This is a genomic window from Mycobacterium shimoidei (genome assembly GCF_900417275.1).
Taxonomy (GTDB): Bacteria; Actinomycetota; Actinomycetes; order Mycobacteriales; family Mycobacteriaceae; genus Mycobacterium; species Mycobacterium shimoidei.
Genome location: NZ_UEGW01000001.1, coordinates 1,061,190 through 1,077,359, shown reverse-complemented (window position 1 = coordinate 1,077,359; position 16,170 = coordinate 1,061,190). Strand labels below are relative to the sequence as shown.

At 66.1% G+C, this 16,170-nt stretch carries 16 protein-coding genes and 1 pseudogene; 7 read left to right on the top strand and 10 right to left on the bottom strand.

Annotated features, from left to right (window positions below; translation table 11 throughout):
* Positions 1–11: 11 nt before the first annotated feature.
* From MSP7336_RS05245 to MSP7336_RS05220, 6 genes and pseudogenes are all read right to left on the bottom strand, one after another.
* A pseudogene (locus MSP7336_RS05245) lies at positions 12–677 on the bottom strand (SDR family oxidoreductase).
* Between the two features lie 28 nt (positions 678–705).
* A complete protein-coding gene (locus MSP7336_RS05240) occupies positions 706–1,209 on the bottom strand; it encodes a MarR family winged helix-turn-helix transcriptional regulator (RefSeq protein WP_069394103.1) in 504 nt (167 codons plus the stop codon).
* 55 nt (positions 1,210–1,264) lie between these two features.
* On the bottom strand, positions 1,265–1,978 hold the full coding sequence (locus MSP7336_RS05235; RefSeq protein WP_220178584.1) for an amino acid ABC transporter ATP-binding protein: 714 nt from the start codon (positions 1,976–1,978) through the stop codon (positions 1,265–1,267).
* 32 nt (positions 1,979–2,010) lie between these two features.
* Positions 2,011–3,792 carry an ABC transporter substrate-binding protein/permease gene (locus MSP7336_RS05230; RefSeq protein WP_181786563.1) on the bottom strand — a complete coding sequence of 594 codons (1,782 nt, stop codon included), beginning with the start codon at positions 3,790–3,792 and terminating at the stop codon, positions 2,011–2,013.
* Positions 3,793–3,843: 51 nt separating this feature from the next.
* Positions 3,844–4,521, bottom strand: coding sequence for a GntR family transcriptional regulator (locus tag MSP7336_RS05225; RefSeq protein WP_069394105.1), 678 nt, complete (start codon positions 4,519–4,521; stop codon positions 3,844–3,846).
* Positions 4,522–4,525: 4 nt separating this feature from the next.
* Positions 4,526–5,335, bottom strand: a complete 810-nt coding sequence (locus MSP7336_RS05220) for an LLM class F420-dependent oxidoreductase (protein WP_069394106.1) — start codon at positions 5,333–5,335, stop codon at positions 4,526–4,528.
* 125 nt (positions 5,336–5,460) lie between these two features.
* On the opposite strand from MSP7336_RS05220, the gene MSP7336_RS05215 reads away from it, so the two are divergent.
* Positions 5,461–6,492 carry an NAD-dependent epimerase/dehydratase family protein gene (locus tag MSP7336_RS05215; RefSeq protein ID WP_113963201.1) on the top strand — a complete coding sequence of 344 codons (1,032 nt, stop codon included), beginning with the start codon at positions 5,461–5,463 and terminating at the stop codon, positions 6,490–6,492.
* On the opposite strand, the gene MSP7336_RS05210 is transcribed toward MSP7336_RS05215, so the two are convergent.
* The 4 genes from MSP7336_RS05210 to MSP7336_RS05195 all read right to left on the bottom strand — a co-directional run bounded on the left by MSP7336_RS05210 (position 6,441) and on the right by MSP7336_RS05195 (position 10,070).
* Positions 6,441–7,328 (bottom strand): alpha/beta fold hydrolase, encoded by an 888-nt coding sequence (locus tag MSP7336_RS05210; RefSeq protein ID WP_113963200.1) that lies wholly within the window; start codon positions 7,326–7,328, stop codon positions 6,441–6,443. The genes MSP7336_RS05215 and MSP7336_RS05210 overlap by 52 nt on opposite strands.
* A 78-nt stretch (positions 7,329–7,406) precedes the next feature.
* A complete protein-coding gene (locus MSP7336_RS05205) occupies positions 7,407–8,501 on the bottom strand; it encodes an inositol-3-phosphate synthase (protein ID WP_069394108.1) in 1,095 nt (364 codons plus the stop codon).
* A gap of 49 nt (positions 8,502–8,550) precedes the next feature.
* Complete coding sequence (locus tag MSP7336_RS05200) at positions 8,551–9,093, bottom strand: PadR family transcriptional regulator (protein ID WP_069394109.1); 543 nt, start codon at positions 9,091–9,093, stop codon at positions 8,551–8,553.
* Positions 9,094–9,215: 122 nt separating this feature from the next.
* Entirely contained in the window at positions 9,216–10,070 is an 855-nt protein-coding gene (locus tag MSP7336_RS05195) for a DUF1707 SHOCT-like domain-containing protein (RefSeq protein WP_244917415.1), read from the bottom strand.
* Between the two features lie 114 nt (positions 10,071–10,184).
* Here MSP7336_RS05195 and MSP7336_RS05190 point away from each other — a divergent pair, with 114 nt between their 5' ends.
* From MSP7336_RS05190 to rpsR, 6 genes are all read left to right on the top strand, one after another.
* Positions 10,185–10,610, top strand: coding sequence for a DUF5318 family protein (locus MSP7336_RS05190; RefSeq protein WP_069394312.1), 426 nt, complete (start codon positions 10,185–10,187; stop codon positions 10,608–10,610).
* Positions 10,611–10,749: 139 nt separating this feature from the next.
* Positions 10,750–13,143 carry a transglycosylase domain-containing protein gene (locus MSP7336_RS05185; RefSeq protein WP_244917519.1) on the top strand — a complete coding sequence of 798 codons (2,394 nt, stop codon included), beginning with the start codon at positions 10,750–10,752 and terminating at the stop codon, positions 13,141–13,143.
* A complete protein-coding gene (locus tag MSP7336_RS05180; RefSeq protein ID WP_113963197.1) occupies positions 13,140–14,780 on the top strand; it encodes a glycosyltransferase family 87 protein in 1,641 nt (546 codons plus the stop codon). Before MSP7336_RS05185 ends, MSP7336_RS05180 begins: the two co-directional genes overlap by 4 nt.
* 186 nt (positions 14,781–14,966) lie before the next feature.
* The gene (rpsF, locus tag MSP7336_RS05175) at positions 14,967–15,257 is read left to right on the top strand and encodes a 30S ribosomal protein S6 (protein ID WP_069394112.1); all 291 of its coding nucleotides are present in this window, start codon (positions 14,967–14,969) and stop codon (positions 15,255–15,257) included.
* A 101-nt stretch (positions 15,258–15,358) separates the two neighbouring features.
* Positions 15,359–15,871 (top strand): single-stranded DNA-binding protein, encoded by a 513-nt coding sequence (locus MSP7336_RS05170; RefSeq protein WP_069394113.1) that lies wholly within the window; start codon positions 15,359–15,361, stop codon positions 15,869–15,871.
* A gap of 43 nt (positions 15,872–15,914) precedes the next feature.
* Complete coding sequence (rpsR, locus tag MSP7336_RS05165; protein WP_069394114.1) at positions 15,915–16,169, top strand: 30S ribosomal protein S18; 255 nt, start codon at positions 15,915–15,917, stop codon at positions 16,167–16,169.
* Position 16,170 lies beyond the last annotated feature (1 nt).

The window sequence follows — 16,170 nt, the reverse complement described above, 5'->3', positions numbered from 1 at the left end:
CTCGCGCGAGGTTAGCGCTGGCGGATCACCACCTCGTGGACGTGGCCGTCGGGCGGGGTGGCCACCACGTTCGCGACAACTTCGGCGACGGTCTCCGGCCGCAGGAACCGCGTGGGGTCGTACTCGCCGCCCTCGAACGCGACCAACTCACGCTGCATGTCGGTGTCAACGCGGCCGGGATAGACGGTGGTGACCCGCAGCGCGGATTCGTCGGCGCGTAGCGAATCAGCGAACGCGCGCAACGCAAACTTGCTGGCCGAGTACGACGCCATCCCGGGTGACACCGCCCGCCCCGAGCCGGAATTGATGAACACCACCTGGCCGCGGGAACGCCGCAGCGCCGGCAGCAGCGCCAACGTAACAGCCACAGCTCCAACCACATTGACCTCGAAAGTGGTGCGCCACTGGTCGACCGTGCTTTCGCCGACGTGAGCGGGCATGGACACACCGGCGTTGTGCACCAGCACGTCGAGCTCGGTGATCGACTAGGCGGCAGAGCGGATCGCCTCGGCGTCGGTCAACTCCAACGGTAGCGTCGTCGCATTCAGGCGGCGCGCAACGGCATTCAACCGATCAGAGGGCCGGCCCGCCAGCAACAAGGTGTGCGTGGTGGCCAACGCGGTGGCTATCGCGGCCCCGATACCTCGGCCGGCGCCGGTGATGAGTGCGCTGGGCATCAGCGAAGTCGTTGCCGCGCTACGGCCTTCACGCCTGCTCTTGCTGGGGTGGTGCCGCAGGAGGAGCCGGCTCACGGGCCGCCAACCGCTCCAGCGGCGTGAGCGCCTTGGTCAGGGTTTCCAGGTCGGCCTCGCTGAGCTGGCTGAGCATCCCGGCCAGCGCGGAAATCCGGTTGGCCAGCGACTCACGGTGAACGGCCAAGCCGCGCGGAGTGATATCGACCAGCACAGCGCGTAGGTCGGACGGGTCACGCGACCGCTTCACCAGGCCGATCTTCTCCAGCCGTCGAATCGCCACGGTGGTGGTGGGTGTGCGAACCCGTTCGTGCGCGGCCAGATCGGTCATCCGGATCGGGCCCTGGTCGAGCAGTGTCACCAAGATCGACAACTGCGCCAGGGTCAGCTCGCCGGCAGCAGCCGCACCGGCGCTGGGGTCACCGCGGCGCAAGATGGAAAAGAGTTTCGATAGCGTTCGGTGTAGACCCTCAGCCAGCTGTGTCACCTCTGGCACGGTGGCTTCACGTTCCGCCATAATTCGCCAGTCTAACCGGATAGCCCCATGGCCACCCGAAAACCGTTTTCCAGCGTTACAGCACTTGGGAGAGAAACCGCTGGAGCCGCTCGGTTTCCGCCGATTCGAATATCTGGTCGGGCGCGCCGGTTTCCACCACCGCGCCGTGATCCATGAAGACGACGGAATCGGCCGTCGACCTGGCGAAACCCATTTCATGGGTGACGACGACCATCGTCATGCCCTCCTCGCCCAGTTCGGCGATCAACGCCAGGATGCCCTTGACGAGTTCCGGGTCCAGCGCTGAGGTCGCCTCGTCGAACAGCATGACCTGCGGGGCCATCGCCAGCGCGCGGGCGATCGCCACCCGTTGCTGCTGGCCGCCGGACAACGCGCTCGGGCGGCTGTGCGCCTTGTGTTTCATGCCGACTCGGTCCAGCTGCGCCAACGCCTGTTGCCGCGCGGCCTCGGCCGGCAGCCGCTTGAGCTTGCGTGGCGCGAGCATGACGTTGTCCAGCACACTGCGATGCGGGAACAGGTTGAAGTGCTGGAACACCATCCCGATGCGCTGGCGCAACTGGTTGGGGTCGTCACCGAGCACCGACCGGCCGTCGAGCAGGACATCGCCGCTGTCGGGTTCATGCAAGCGGTTCAGGGTCCGAAGCAACGTCGACTTACCCGAACCTGACGGCCCGATCACAGCCACGGTGGTGCCTGCCGGCACGTCGATGTCGACCCCGCGCAGCACGGTGTTCCGACCGAATGACAGACGAATTTCCTTGCCCGCCAACGATACCGGCGGCGGACGGTCCTGGCCCTCGGTCACGTCATCTCCTGTCCGGTTGCCGATGCGATGCGGTCCAGCGGGTCCTCCGGCTCAGCCGGTGCGCGCCCCTGCCGTAGCCGTTTGTCGACGTAGTTCACCAGGTGGGTCAGCGGGATGGTCAACGCCAGATAGAAGATTCCGGCGGCCACCAACGGCGACAGGCTGCCGGTCTGTGCATTGAGGTCACGGCCCACCTGGAACAGCTCCCGCTGACCGGCGATCAGGCCCAGGAAGTACACCAGCGCCGAGCCTTTCAGCAATGCGATGAACTGGTTGACCAATGCCGGCAGCACCCGGCGAATGCCCTGCGGCACTACCACCAGCCGCATCGAGGACCGATAACTGAGGCCCAGCGCGCGAGAGGCTTCCAGCTGGCCGGGCTCGACGCTTTGGATACCGGCGCGGAAGATCTCGCCCACATAGGCCGCAGCCGTCAACCCCAGCGCGACGATCCCCAGCGGATACGGATTGTTGTTGGTCAAGCCGCCGACGATCGGCCCCACGCCAAGGCCTATCAGCAAAATGATCACCACTTCGGGCAGGCCGCGGAAGATGTCGGTGTACACCCTCGCCGGCCAACGCAACCACCGCGAGCGTGAGATCCCGGCCACCGCCAGCATCATCCCGACCGCCAGGCCGATGACACTGGCGCTGACGGTCAGGAGCAAGGTGTTGGGCAAGCCGGTCTTGAACAGCAGCGGGATGGCTCGCTTGTACATCTCCCAGTCGAGGAAGGATTCCCGCAGCTGGGCCAGCGTGGACGTGGGCACGGGCGGTCCGGCCTTAGGCCGGTGATGATGCTCGGCGATCCTGGCGAAGTCCGGCAGGTGCGGGGTCAGCGCCTCTTTCGACCCCGGCTTCCAGTCCGGTGGTAGCGGTCGGGGAACCCACTCGGAGTACAGGGCGGACCAGGTGGCGTCGGCGATGACGGCGTCCAGCCCCGAGTTCAGCGCAGCGATCAGCGGCCGGTTTTCCTTCGCGACCGCGTAGGCCACGAAATCGCCCTCGCTGAAGGTGTTGGCGACGATCACCGCGGGGCCGCCGGGCCGCACCGCGTTCATCGCCTCCAGCCCGCCGGCAACCCACGCGTCGATCTGGCGGGTCTTCAGGCTCGCATACGCGGTGGTGAGGTCGGGGAATTTCACCGGCTGCAGATGCAGGGTCTCCACGATGTAGGCGTCCTGCACGGTGCCTTGAACGACGCCGATGCGCTGACCGGGCGCCAGGTCATCGAATCCGGTGATCGGTGAACCGGGCTGGACGACAAGCGCGGCATAGCCGAAGTCGTAGCCATTGGTGAAGCTGACCGTGCGCCGCCGCGCGTCGGTGGCCATGATCGACGCCGAGCCGACGTCGAAACGGTGGCTGGCGACTTGGGCCAGCAGACCCGAGAACTCGGTGCCGACGAATCGCACCCGCAAGCCCAGCTTGGCGGCGATGGCGCGCAGCAGCTCGTTGTCGAAACCGCTGAACTGGCCGTTGGCGTTGATGCAGACGTTGGGCGGAGCCTCCGACAGGGTGCCGACGGTCAGGGTTCCCGGGGTGATGAGACCCAACGACCTGACGTCCACCGAACTCAGCGGCTCCACGTTCTCGGTCGTGTACTTATCCTCCCGCGGACGCTTGGCGGTCGACAGTTTCGGCGGCAACTCGGTCGCGCTTTGCAGCCCCGGCGGGGCGCATCTCGTGTCGGCGCGGGCCAGCGGAGCCGACCCGAGACTGCAAACCAACAAGACCACCGCGAGCACTGCTGACAACCTGCCGGCGTGGACATCCATAACCGCAACGTACCGGCCGGTTTGCTCCGGCCGCGGCAGCGCCGGGCCGCATCAGGGTGGGTCGATGGTGTTGTCCGACGGCTCGAGCACACCGCGGCGCACCAGTTCGGTCACCATGACCTTGGCCATCAATGCTGCACCCCCGCTGCACGCCGCCCGCGCGGCGGCGGGCTCGCGGTGGTGGATGGCCGAGGTTTCGTCTTCGTAGAACGGCAGCATTTCGGTCGTGAGATTGGGATAGCTCAGCAAGAAGCTGTGCGGAATCAGTCCTTGCGACGCCCGGATGGCCGCGTGCAGCCGTGGTCCGGCGTACTCGTCGTTGACCGCGGTTCGGTAGTCGCGGGCCGCCTGCTGAAATGCCCGTGGCTCCTTCGCATTACGCAGCGCGCGCATTAGGTTGTCGAGCTGGCCGAGGATATGCGGGGTGGGATTGGCGGCGGCCCGCGCCGAGGCCATGCCGGTCAGCATTCCGTGCAGCTCGTAATGCTCGCGGATGGTGTCTGCGTCGAACCGCTCAACGAACGCGCCGCGGTGGTAGCTGGTGGACAGCAGCCCGTCGTGCTCGAGCTGGACGATGGCCTCTTGCACCGGGACGCGGCTCATCCCGAGATGCTGCGCAATTTCATTGCGGTCGACGCGATCACCGGTGCGCAGCTTGCCGGTCAGCACGAGTTTGAAGATGTGCGCGACGACCAAGTCTTTTTCCTTGGCCCCGTACTTCTTCGGCATGCTATCAACGCCGATCGCGCCACCGGCACAAGGCTTCCGCGCCGCTCAGATCGTAGTCTGGTCCGTCGCAGCCGATGGTCAACAGCGTCACGCCACGCTCGAGCATTTCCTCCGCCTCGGCGATCAGCTCCTCGGCGCTCCTGCCGCGCCCGGTCTCGCCGCCGACCGCGGCGGAGCGTTCAATGCTGTCCGGATCGCGTCCGACGGCCGCGCAGTGGTCGGCCAGCACCGCCGACTTCTTCGGATGGGTTTCGGCGGTGGCGAAGCTGTGCCAGATGTCGGCGTGCTCGGCGACCAGGCGCAAGGTCTTACGCTCGCCCTCACCGCCGATCAACAGGGGAATGTCGCGGGTGGGCGGCGGATTGAGCTTGGGCAGACGCGATTTGATCCGCGGCAGCGCACCGGCCAGGTCGTCCAAACGGCTACCGGCGGTACCGAATTCGTAGCCGTACTGGATGTAGTCTTTGCGCTTCCAGCCCGACCCGATGCCCAGGATCAGCCGGCCGTCGCTGATGTGGTCGACGGTGCGGGCCATGTCGGCCAGCAGTTCGGGGTTGCGATAGGAGTTACAGGTCACCAGCGCTCCGATCTCGATGCGCGACGTCTGCTCGGCCCAGGCGGCGAGCATCGTCCAGCATTCGAAATGGGCGCCGTCGGGATCGCCGTAGAGCGGGAAGAAATGGTCCCAGTTGAACGCGATGTCCACGCCGATGTCTTCGCAACGGCGCACGGCGTCACGGATCTGGTCGTATCGCGGCGCGTGTTGTGGCTGCAGTTGCACGCCGATGCGGATTGCACGATCGCGAGAAGTCATAGCACTACCGTAGGGCCCGAGCTGTTACGCACAACACACCGAGTTCCGCTACGGCGGTTTCGATACCATCAGCATCACCATCGGCATCGAAATAGTCCCCAGTGGGTGGTCAGGAAGGCCGATCGATGCGCATTGCGGTCACCGGTGGAACGGGGTACCTGGGCGCGCACATCGTGCGCGCGTTACTGCAGGCCGGCCATCAGGTGCGGCTGTTGGTCGCCCCTGGCGACTCGACGGCCGTGTTGGATCGATTCCGGGCGCTCGGGTCGGTGACCGTGGTCGTCGGCGACGTCCGGGCGGCCTCGACGATCGAGGATCTTCTTGTCGATGCGGACGCGCTGCTGCACGGTGCGGGCATCGTCGGTACGGATGAGCGTCGCGCCCAGCTGATGTGGGAAGTGAATGCTTATGCCACGGAAGCGATTTTGACTCGTGCGGTCGACCTCGGGCTCGATCCGGTGGTGCTTGTCAGCAGCTACAGCGCGCTGTGGCCGCCGCCGGACGGCATCATCACGCCGGATTCGCCCACCGCATATGGGCGCAGCGCGTACGCCAAGACCAAGGGATACGCCGACCGGGTCGCCCGGCGACTACAAGACACCGCAGCGCCGGTTGTGGCGACTTATCCGTCGAGTGTGGTCGGACCCGCGTTCGGAACAGCTCCGGGTGTCACCGAGCGGGGCTGGTCCCCGATCGTTCGATGGAGGGTCGCGCCGCGGGTGCGCGGCGGCATGCAGATGGTGGACGTACGCGACGTTGCCGAGGTGCACTCGCGCATCATGACGGCCGGTCGCGGTCCGCGCCGATACGTCTGCGGCGGACAGTTGCTCAGTTTCGATGAGATGATCGACGCGCTCGAAGCGGGCCTGGGCCGGCCAATACGTCGCATCGGCTTGTCACCAAAGCTGTTGCGCGCCATGGGCCGGCTTGCCGACGTTGCCGGTCGGTACGTGCCGCTCGGTGACGGCCTCAGCTACGAGGCGGCGGCACTGCTCACCGCCGCAACGCCCACTGACGACACCAAGACGCTGCGAGAACTAGGGATCAGCTGGCGGCCCCCCGCAGCCGCCATCATCGAGTCATTGCGAACCGGACGCGGCGACCCTCAGCGCCCGCCGAGTACTCCGGACACGAGCTCGATCAATGCCCGCGGTTGATCACTTTGCACGGAGTGCCCCGAGTTCTCGACGACGTGCGCCCCGCGGAAGTGCCTTGCGCGACGGCTCAACTCGGCGACGTCCTCGTCGGTGACAAAGCCTGACGCGCCGCCGCGGATCAGCGTGACGGGCGCGGTCACGGCGTCGACGTCGTCCCACAGGCTGGCGAAGTCGGGGAAGTTCCGGATGGTGTCGTAACGCCAGGTCCAGCGGCCGTTGTCGAGTTGGCGCGAGTTGTGGAAGACACCGCGCCGCAGCGCCTTGACGTCGCGGTGCGGCGCTGCGGCGGTGGTCAGGTCCAGCATGGCCTGGAAGCTGGGGAATTCCCGCTCGCCGTGCATCAGCGCAACGGTGCCCAGCTGTTCCTTGGTCATTTCGGCGTGGCGCTGCAGGGCCGAAGGGGTGACGTCGATGAGGACGAGTTCGCGCACCAGCTCCGGCACGATCGCGGCCAACCGGATCGCGGTCAGTCCGCCCAGTGACATGCCGACGACCAAATCGGCCTGTGGCGCAAGCTCGCGCAACACCGGTGCGAGGCTGTCGGCGTTGAGCTGCGGTGAATAATCGCCGTCGTCGCGCCAGGCCGAATGCCCGTGGCCGGGCAGGTCGACCGCCAGGGCTGGCTGTCCCAGGCCGACGATCACGGTGTCCCAGGTGTGCGCGTTCTGCCCGCCGCCGTGCAGGAAGACGATGCGCGGACGCTCGCCCCAGCGCAGCGCGCTGATCGCCCCGACGTGGACGCGCGCTACATCAGGCAGCGGACCGGAAACACCGGCCTGCTCGGCATTCTCGTGCAGCAGCGCGAATTCAGATAGTCCGGCCAGTTCGTTCGTCATTGTTGGTCTACCGCGAAAGTGCAAGTAGCGACGCATTTTCCAAGAAGAGCCGTCGGCAGTTGCACTTTCGCGAAGGGGTTAGCCGATGATGAACTGCTCGAGCTCGGTGCGCGCGATGTCATCGGGGAGCTGCTGCGGCGGGCTCTTCATCAGGTACGCCGACGCCGGGATGACCGGCCCGCCGATGCCGCGGTCCTTGGCGATCTTGGCCGCCCGGATCGCGTCGATGATCACGCCGGCCGAGTTGGGCGAATCCCACACCTCGAGCTTGTACTCCAGGTTCAGCGGCACGTCACCGAAGGCGCGCCCCTCCAGCCGCACATACGCCCACTTGCGGTCATCGAGCCAGCCGACGTGGTCAGACGGCCCGATGTGGACGTCTTTGGTCTTGAACTCGCGCTGCAGGTTAGAGGTGACAGCGCGGGTCTTGGAGATCTTCTTCGACTCCAGCCGCTCACGCTCGAGCATGTTCAAGAAGTCCATGTTACCGCCGACGTTGAGCTGCATGGTGCGGTCCAGCTGCACGCCGCGGTCCTCGAATAGCTTGGCCAGCACCCGGTGCGTGATGGTGGCGCCGACCTGGCTCTTGATGTCGTCGCCGATGATCGGCACCCCGGCGTCGGTGAACTTGCGCGCCCACACCGGGTCCGACGCGATGAACACCGGCAGCGCGTTGACGAACGCCGCCCCGGCGTCGATCGCGCACTGCGCGTAGAACTTGTCGGCCTCTTCCGATCCCACCGGCAGGTAGGACACCAGCACGTCGACCTCGGCATCCCGCAGCACCTTGACCACGTCGACGGCTTCCACGTCGGAGACCTCGATGGTGTCGGCGTAGTACTTGCCGATGCCGTCCAGGGTCGGGCCGCGCTGCACCGTCACGTTGGTGGGCGGCACGTCGGCGATCTTGATGGTGTTGTTCTCCGAGGCGAAGATCGCGTCGGACAGATCGAAGCCGACCTTCTTGGCGTCCACGTCGAACGCGGCGACGAACTTGACGTCGCGGACGTGGTACGGGCCGAACCGCACGTGCATCAGGCCGGGCACCGAAGAATCCTCGTCGGCGTTCTGGTAGTACTCGACGCCCTGGACGAGCGAGGACGCGCAGTTGCCGACGCCGACAATGGCGACCTTGATCTCCGTCGACGCCTCGGCTGGGGTGTGCTCAGTCATAGGGCGTTCTCCTTACTTCTACCTGTGTCGTGCGTTGGTTGGATTTCGGTTAGGACTGCTCTGCACGGCGTTGCGCCACGCGTTCGGCTGCGATCAACTCGTTTAGCCAGTTGACTTCCCGCTCGCTCGATTCCAGCCCCAGCTGATGCAGCTGGCGGGTATAGCGATCGAACGAGCTACTGGCCCGCGCCACTGCTTCACGCAGGCCCTCGCGGCGCTCTTCGACCTGGCGGCGACGGCCCTCCAGGATGCGCATCCGCGCTTCGGCGGGAGTGCGGTTGAAGAACGCCAGATGCACTCCGAACCCGTCATCGGTGTAGTTGTGCGGGCCCGTATCGGCCACCAGCTCGCTGAAGCGCCGGCGGCCAGCCTCGGTCAGCTGGTAGACGCGGCGGGCACGACGCACCGGCGTTCCGGCCGGCGCGGCGTCCTCGGCGATCAAGCCGTCGGCCTGCATCCGACGCAGCGCGGGATAAAGCGAACCGTAGGAGAACGCCCGAAACGCCCCGAGCAGGCCGGTCAACCGTTTCCGCAGCTCGTAGCCGTGCATGGGCGACTCGAGCAGGAGGCCGAGGATGGCTAGCTCCAGCACCGGGTCACCCCCTTTGCTCTGTTCGTTCGGACGCTCTCATATCGAGCTACAGCCTCGCGCCATAGTATCGCCCCGATATATTCGCCACCACACCCGCCGGTATTCACGCAGCGTTCAGCAGCTCACGAGGGATAGATCACCCGGGTGACCGCGCCGTCACCGGCAAATCGGATATAGCCGCTGCCGTAGTCGCCGGAGACATAGACCGACAGCGACACCGCGCCGGGCGTGGTCGGGTCCGAAGATGGCTCCACGATCAGATACGTTGTCTTGACGTCGGACTGTTTGATGCCCAGGGTTTCCGGTGCACCGCGCAGGATACCCACTGTCGTCTTGGCGTCGAAGCTGGCCAAGTCGACGGCAACGGCGTCGCTCCGCTTTGCTGAGCCGGTCGGATCGCCCCACCCGCCGCGGTAGGTGTAGCTCAGTTGGCGGCGCGCCTCGGTGGGATCCTGGCGGTCCATCACCGCGTAGTCGGGGTAGATCACCAGCCGAAAGCCCATGGTGTCGCCGAACTTCTTGCGGGCCTGTTCGAGCAACCCGGTCAAACCGCCCAGCGAGTGCAGCTGGCGGGGCGGTGTCAGCACAACCGGAGCGACACCGTCGGGCTTGGCTCCGGGATCGGATTTCGCGGAGTCTGTGAAAGCCAGCGGCGAGCTGCTGTGGCCATAGAGCCCCCACCCGATGCCCACGCCCAGCAACACCGCCACGATCAGCGCGGCCGCCACAAGCCCCCAGCTGCCCACTTTGGGTCCCGATGTCAGCGCCGGCAGTTGCGCAGGGGCGCTGGCGGTTTGCAGATCACTCACCAGCGCGTGCAGATCGCCCAGGGTGACGGCGCTGGTGGCTGAGCTGATCCGACCCCGATGCTCCGCCATCGACAATTGGCCCTCTTCGAGAGCCTTGTCGAGAATCCGGCAGGTGTCCTCCCGGTCGGTGTCTTTGGCCCGGGTCCCCGCCTTTTGCCACGTCGCCACGGCGATGATCGTAGAAGCCGATGCCGCCAGGTGATCTGCGAATGCCGCACTTCGACCGGGGTCGGGTCGTTCGTCACACATCGGCGATCGCTGCGCCGTCGTACTCTGGTGGGCGTGCGATTGCAGCGACAGGTAGTGGACTATGCGCTTCGGCGCCGCTCCCTGCTGGCCGAGGTCTATTCCGGCCGGACCGGAGTGTCCGAAGTATGCGATGCCAACCCCTACTTGTTGCGCGCCGCGAAGTTCCACGGGAAGCCCAGCTCGGTGATGTGCCCGATCTGCCGCAAGGAGCAACTCACCCTGGTGTCGTGGGTGTTCGGCGACCATTTAGGCGCGGTGTCTGGCTCGGCACGCACCAGCGAAGAGCTGGTGATATTGGCTTCCCGCTACGACGAATTCTCGGTTCACGTGGTTGAGGTATGCCGGACCTGCAGCTGGAATCACCTAGTGAAGTCGTATGTGCTTGGCGCGGCACGCCCGCCCCGGGGTTCGCGCGGCACCCGGACGGCGCGTAACGGCGCCCGCACGGCCAGTGAATAACGAAGGGCGCGAAGACCGCTCAGCCACTGACGCCTCGAACGGATCAAAGGCTGGCGGACGCCCCGCCGATGAGAACCCCGGCGGCCCGCGGCGACCGGCCGGCACACCGCCCCGCCGCCCGGTCCCGCCCGACGACCGGTTGACGACGATCCTGCCGCCCGTAACCGATGACCGTGACGCGATCGAGGCGGTGAAAAGCGCACTCGACAGCCCGTCGAGGCCGGCACCGTCGAGGCCGGCACCGCCGAAGCGCCCAGACCGCGATCCGATCGAAGCGGTCAAGGCCGCACTGGACAGCGTGCCGCCGCCGCGGCGCCCGGGAGGCGGCGGACCGCCAGGCGGGCCCACGCCGGGCGGGCCGCGCCGGCCGTTCCGTGACCAGCTTCGCCAGCTGGACTGGAGCGCGCTGCGCCGGATCAACTGGCTGTGGGTACGCCGGTGCCTGTACGTGACCGCCGCGGTGGTGCTGCTGCTGCCGATCGTCACCTTCGCGATGGCGTATTTCATCGTCGACGTGCCCAGGCCCGGGGACATCCGCACCAACCAAGTGTCGACAATTCTGGCCAGCGACGGCTCCGAGCTCGCCAAAATCATTCCGCCGGAAGGCAATCGAGTCGATGTCAACCTCGACCAAGTACCGGTGCATGTTCGCGAGGCGGTCATCGCGGCCGAGGACCGCAACTTTTACTCCAACCCCGGCTTCTCTTTCAGCGGTTTCGCACGGGCGGTCAAGAACAACCTCTCCGGCGGTGACTTGCAGGGCGGTTCGACCATCACCCAGCAGTACGTCAAGAACGCGCTGGTGGGTTCGGCGCAATACGGGTTGCGCGGATTGATCCGCAAAGCCAAAGAACTCGTCATCGCGACCAAGATGTCTGGAGAATGGTCCAAAGATGATGTACTGCAAGCTTATTTGAACATCATCTACTTCGGCCGCGGCGCCTATGGGATTGCGGCCGCGTCGAAGGCGTACTTCGACAAACCCGTCGAGCAGCTCAACATCTCCGAAGGGGCGCTGCTTGCCGCATTGATACGCCGGCCCTCGTCGCTGGACCCGGCCGTCGACTTCGAAGGCGCCATCGAGCGCTGGAACTGGGTGCTCGACGGCATGGTGGAGACCGGCGCCCTGTCGCCTAACGACCGTGCAGCCCAGCAGTTTCCGGCTACCGTCCCACCCGAGTTGGCCAGGGTAGAGGATGAGACCAGCGGCCCCAACGGCTTGATCGAGCGGCAGGTGACCAAAGAACTGCTCGAGCTGTTCGACATCGACGAGCAGACCCTCAACACGCAGGGACTGCAAATCACCACCACCATCGACCCGCAAGCCCAACGGGCCGCGGAGAAAGCGGTGTCGAAGTATCTGGACGGTCAAGACCCCGATATGCGTGCAGCGGTGGTCTCCATCGACCCGCGCACCGGCGCGGTCAAGGCCTACTACGGCGGCCCGGACGCCAATGGCTTCGACTTCGCGCAGGCGGGCTTGCAGACCGGGTCGTCGTTCAAGGTGTTCGCGTTGGTCGCGGCGCTCGAGCAGGGCATCGGGTTGGGCTACCAGGTGGACAGCTCCCCACTGACGGTCGACGGGATCAAAATCACCAACGTCGAGGGTGAGGGGTGCGGCACCTGCAACATCGCCGAAGCGCTCAAACGGTCGTTGAACACGTCCTACTACCGGCTGATGCTCAAACTGAAGAACGGTCCGGAAGACGTCGCCGAGGCCGCGCACAAGGCGGGTATCGCCGAGAGTTTCCCCGGGGTCCCGCACACGTTGTCCGAAGACGGCAAAGGCGGGCCGCCGAACAACGGGATCGTGTTGGGCCAGTACCAGACTCGAGTCATCGACATGGCCTCGGCGTATGCCACGTTGGCCAACTCAGGTGTTTACCACAAACCACATTTCGTGCAGAAGGTCGTCAACTCCACCGGCAGAGTGCTCTTCGATGCCAGCACTTCGGACAACGACGGCGAGCAGCGGATCGACAAAGCCGTCGCCGACAACGTGACTTCGGCGATGCAACCGATCGCCGGCTATTCACGCGGGCACAACCTCGCGGGCGGTCGGCCCTCGGCCGCCAAGACCGGCACCACCCAGCTCGGCGACACCGATGCCAACAAGGACGCCTGGATGGTCGGCTACACACCGTCGCTGTCGACCGCGGTATGGGTGGGCACAACCACCGGCGATAAGCCCCTGGTGACCAGCGGTGGCGCGCCGGTGTGGGGCTCCAGCCTGCCGTCGGACATCTGGAAGGCGACCATGGACGGCGCCCTCAAAGGCACCAGCAACGAGTCCTTCCCCAAGCCGGCGGCAATCGGTGGATACGCCGGTGCACCGGCGGCGCCACCGCCACCACCTCCGCCACCAGATGTTGCCGGGCCGCCGTCCGAGACCGTCATTCAACCGACGATCGAAGTGGCACCCGGGATCACGATCCCGGTCGGGCCGCCGACCACGATCCCGGTTGCGCCGCCACCAGGGCCGGCGCCGGGTCCGGCGCCAGGGCCGCCCGCAGTTCCCGCGCCGCCGCCGTGACGGACGCTGCACCGGGGCGCGCCACGATCTCGCCGCGCCCGCTGGCGGCTGATTTACGCTCGGCCGGTGATCGCGATTGTCCCAGCCGCACAGACGTTTTGGGTTCGGCGTTGTCAGAGGTCGTCGGCGGCCCGGTAGGCCGACACGCCCTCATCGGGCGGGCCGGGTTCTGGACACCGTTACGGGTGATGTTCTTGTTCGCACTGGTGTTTTTGGCGCTGGGCTGGTCGACGAAGGCGCCCTGTCTGGTCAGCACCGGCACCGGGCCGGGCGATACGCGGGTGGCGAATTGGGCCAACCAGCGTGCCTACTACGAGCTGTGCTATTCCGACACCGTGCCGCTCTACGGCGCGGAGTTGTTGAGCCAAGGCAAGTTTCCGTACAAGTCGAGCTGGGTGGAGACCGACTCCGACGGCAAGACCAAGATCCGTTACGACGGTCAACCCGCGGTGCGGTATATGGAGTATCCGGTGCTGACCGGTATCTACCAGTACGTGTCGATGGCGCTGGCGAAAACCTATACCGCGTTGAGCAAGTTCATCGCGCTGCCGGTGGTGGCCGAGGTGGTGGTGTTCTTCGACGTCGCCGCCCTGGGTTTGTCGCTGGCCTGGCTGGGCACGGTCTGGGCCAGCGCGAGGTTGGCGGGGCGGCGGATATGGGACGCGGCCCTGGTAGCAGCCTCGCCGATACTGATCTTTCAGGCGTTCACCAATTTCGACGCGCTGGCAACGGGTTTAGCAACGGGCGGCTTGCTGGCGTGGGCGCGCAGACGGCCACTGCTGGCCGGCGCACTGCTCGGGCTTGGCGTCGCCGCCAAGCTCTATCCGGTGTTGTTGTTGGTTCCGCTGTTGGTGTTGGCGATCCGCACCGGGCGATTGGCGGAGTGGGGCCGCGCCGCGATTGCGACGGTAGCGACCTGGCTGCTGGTGAATCTGCCGGTGATGGTGTTGTTTCCGCGGGGATGGTCAGAGTTCTTCCGGCTCAACGCCCGCCGCGGCGACGACATGGATTCGCTGTACAACGTGGTCAAGTCGTTCACCGGTTGGCAAGGGTTCGATCCGGGGCTGGGGTTGTGGGAGCCGCCGATAGTGCTGAACAGCGTCGTCGCAGTGTTGTTCTTATCATGTTGTGCGGCAATCGGTTACATTGCGTTGACCGCGCCTCGGCGACCCCGGGTGATGCAGTTGGCGTTCCTGGTGATCGTGGCGTTCTTGTTGACCAACAAGGTGTGGAGCCCGCAGTTCTCGCTGTGGCTGGTGCCGCTGGCGGTGCTGGCATTGCCGCATCGTCGGGTGCTGTTGGCATGGATGACCCTCGACGCTGTGGTGTGGGTGCCGCGGATGTTCTACCTCTACGGCACGGGCAACCGCGGGCTACCCGAGCAGTGGTTCACCGCGACCGTGGTGGTGCGCGACGTCGCGGTGCTGATGCTGTGCGCGCTGGTGATCCGCCAGATCTATCGCCCGGACGAGGACCTGGTGCGCTGGGGCGGACGGATCGACGATCCGGCCGGCGGCGTGTTCGACCGGGCCGGCGACGCGCCGCCGAGCTGGCTGCCCGGGTCGCTGCGCCCGCGGCCTGGTGCTGCCGAGCGGGAATCCCCGGCTTCGAGGGTGAATCCTGGGCTTCCAGCGTGAATCCTGGGCGAGCCTGCCTCGGCGTGTCGCCGCCCTCAGTTCACACTCGACGCCGTGAGCTCACACCCGCCGATTTCATAAGCTCAGCCGCCGTCCGGTAGCCTGAGGCCGTTGCCGACGCAGGCGACCCTCCTGCCACGGACAAGACCGCGGCCGCAGACGACCATAGGAGGTGATGAGGTTCCCGTGCGTCCATACGAAATCATGGTCATTCTTGACCCCACGCTCGACGAGCGCACCGTGGCTCCGTCGCTGGAGACCTTCCTCAACGTCATTCGCAAGGATGGCGGAACGGTGGAGAAGCTCGACATCTGGGGTAAACGCCGACTGGCCTACGAGATCGCCAAGCATGCTGAAGGCATTTACGCCGTGATCGACGTCAAGGCCGAGCCGGCGACGGTGACCGAACTTGACCGTCAGCTCAGCCTGAACGAGTCGGTGCTGCGCACCAAGGTCTTGCGCACCGACAAGCACTAGCCGGCGCTGTCACCTGTGAGCGAATGGCCGCAGCGCGTCGGAGCTGTTGCGTAGGCTCAGCGCCATGCCCGCCGGAGCGCAGGTGGATCTAGGAGGAAATCATGGCTGGTGACACCACCATCACCGTTGTCGGAAACCTGACCGCTGACCCCGAACTGCGGTTCACCCCGTCCGGTGCTGCCGTGGCGAACTTCACCGTGGCCTCCACACCTCGGATCTACGACCGCCAGAGCGGGGAGTGGAGGGACGGCGAAGCGCTGTTCCTGCGGTGCAACATCTGGCGCGAGGCCGCCGAAAACGTCGCCGAGAGCCTGACCCGGGGATCCCGTGTGATCGTGCAGGGCCGGCTCAAGCAGCGTTCGTTCGAAACCCGCGAGGGTGAGAAGCGCACCGTGTTCGAGGTCGAGGTCGACGAGATCGGGCCATCACTGCGCTACGCCACCGCCAAGGTCAACAAAGCCAGCCGCAGCGGCGGCGGTGGCGGCGGCTTCGGCGCCGGTGGCTCCCGGCAGCAGGCGCCCGCTCAGTCCAGCACCGGAACCGGCGACGACCCATGGGGCAGTGCTCCCGCGTCGGGTTCGTTCGGCGCCGGCGACGACGAGCCACCCTTCTGATACCTGAACCTGATACCCGAACGACAGAACGAAAGAGACAGACATGGCTAAGTCCAGCAAGCGACGGCCGGCTCCGGAAAAGCCGGTCAAGACACGCAAGTGCGTGTTCTGCGCCAAAAAAGACGTGGTGATCGACTACAAGGACACCGCGTTGCTGCGGACCTACATCAGTGAGCGCGGCAAGATCCGCGCCCGCCGAGTGACCGGCAACTGTGTGCAGCACCAGCGCGACATCGCACTCGCGGTCAAGAACGCCCGCGAAATGGCGCTGTTGCCCTTCACCTCCTCCGCGCGGTAGA

Bases quoted from the DNA above. Each gene is read 5' to 3' on its own strand.
- MSP7336_RS05215 (WP_113963201.1), top strand. From the start codon at position 5,461: ATGCGCATTGCGGTCACCGGTGGAACGGGGTACCTGGGCGCGCACATC.
- MSP7336_RS05240 (WP_069394103.1), bottom strand. From the start codon at position 1,209: ATGGCGGAACGTGAAGCCACCGTGCCAGAGGTGACACAGCTGGCTGAG.
- MSP7336_RS05205 (WP_069394108.1), bottom strand. From the start codon at position 8,501: ATGACTGAGCACACCCCAGCCGAGGCGTCGACGGAGATCAAGGTCGCC.
- MSP7336_RS05230 (WP_181786563.1), bottom strand. From the start codon at position 3,792: ATGGATGTCCACGCCGGCAGGTTGTCAGCAGTGCTCGCGGTGGTCTTG.
- MSP7336_RS05225 (WP_069394105.1), bottom strand. From the start codon at position 4,521: ATGCCGAAGAAGTACGGGGCCAAGGAAAAAGACTTGGTCGTCGCGCAC.
- rpsR (WP_069394114.1), top strand. From the start codon at position 15,915: ATGGCTAAGTCCAGCAAGCGACGGCCGGCTCCGGAAAAGCCGGTCAAG.
- MSP7336_RS05220 (WP_069394106.1), bottom strand. From the start codon at position 5,335: ATGACTTCTCGCGATCGTGCAATCCGCATCGGCGTGCAACTGCAGCCA.
- MSP7336_RS05210 (WP_113963200.1), bottom strand. From the start codon at position 7,328: ATGACGAACGAACTGGCCGGACTATCTGAATTCGCGCTGCTGCACGAG.
- MSP7336_RS05170 (WP_069394113.1), top strand. From the start codon at position 15,359: ATGGCTGGTGACACCACCATCACCGTTGTCGGAAACCTGACCGCTGAC.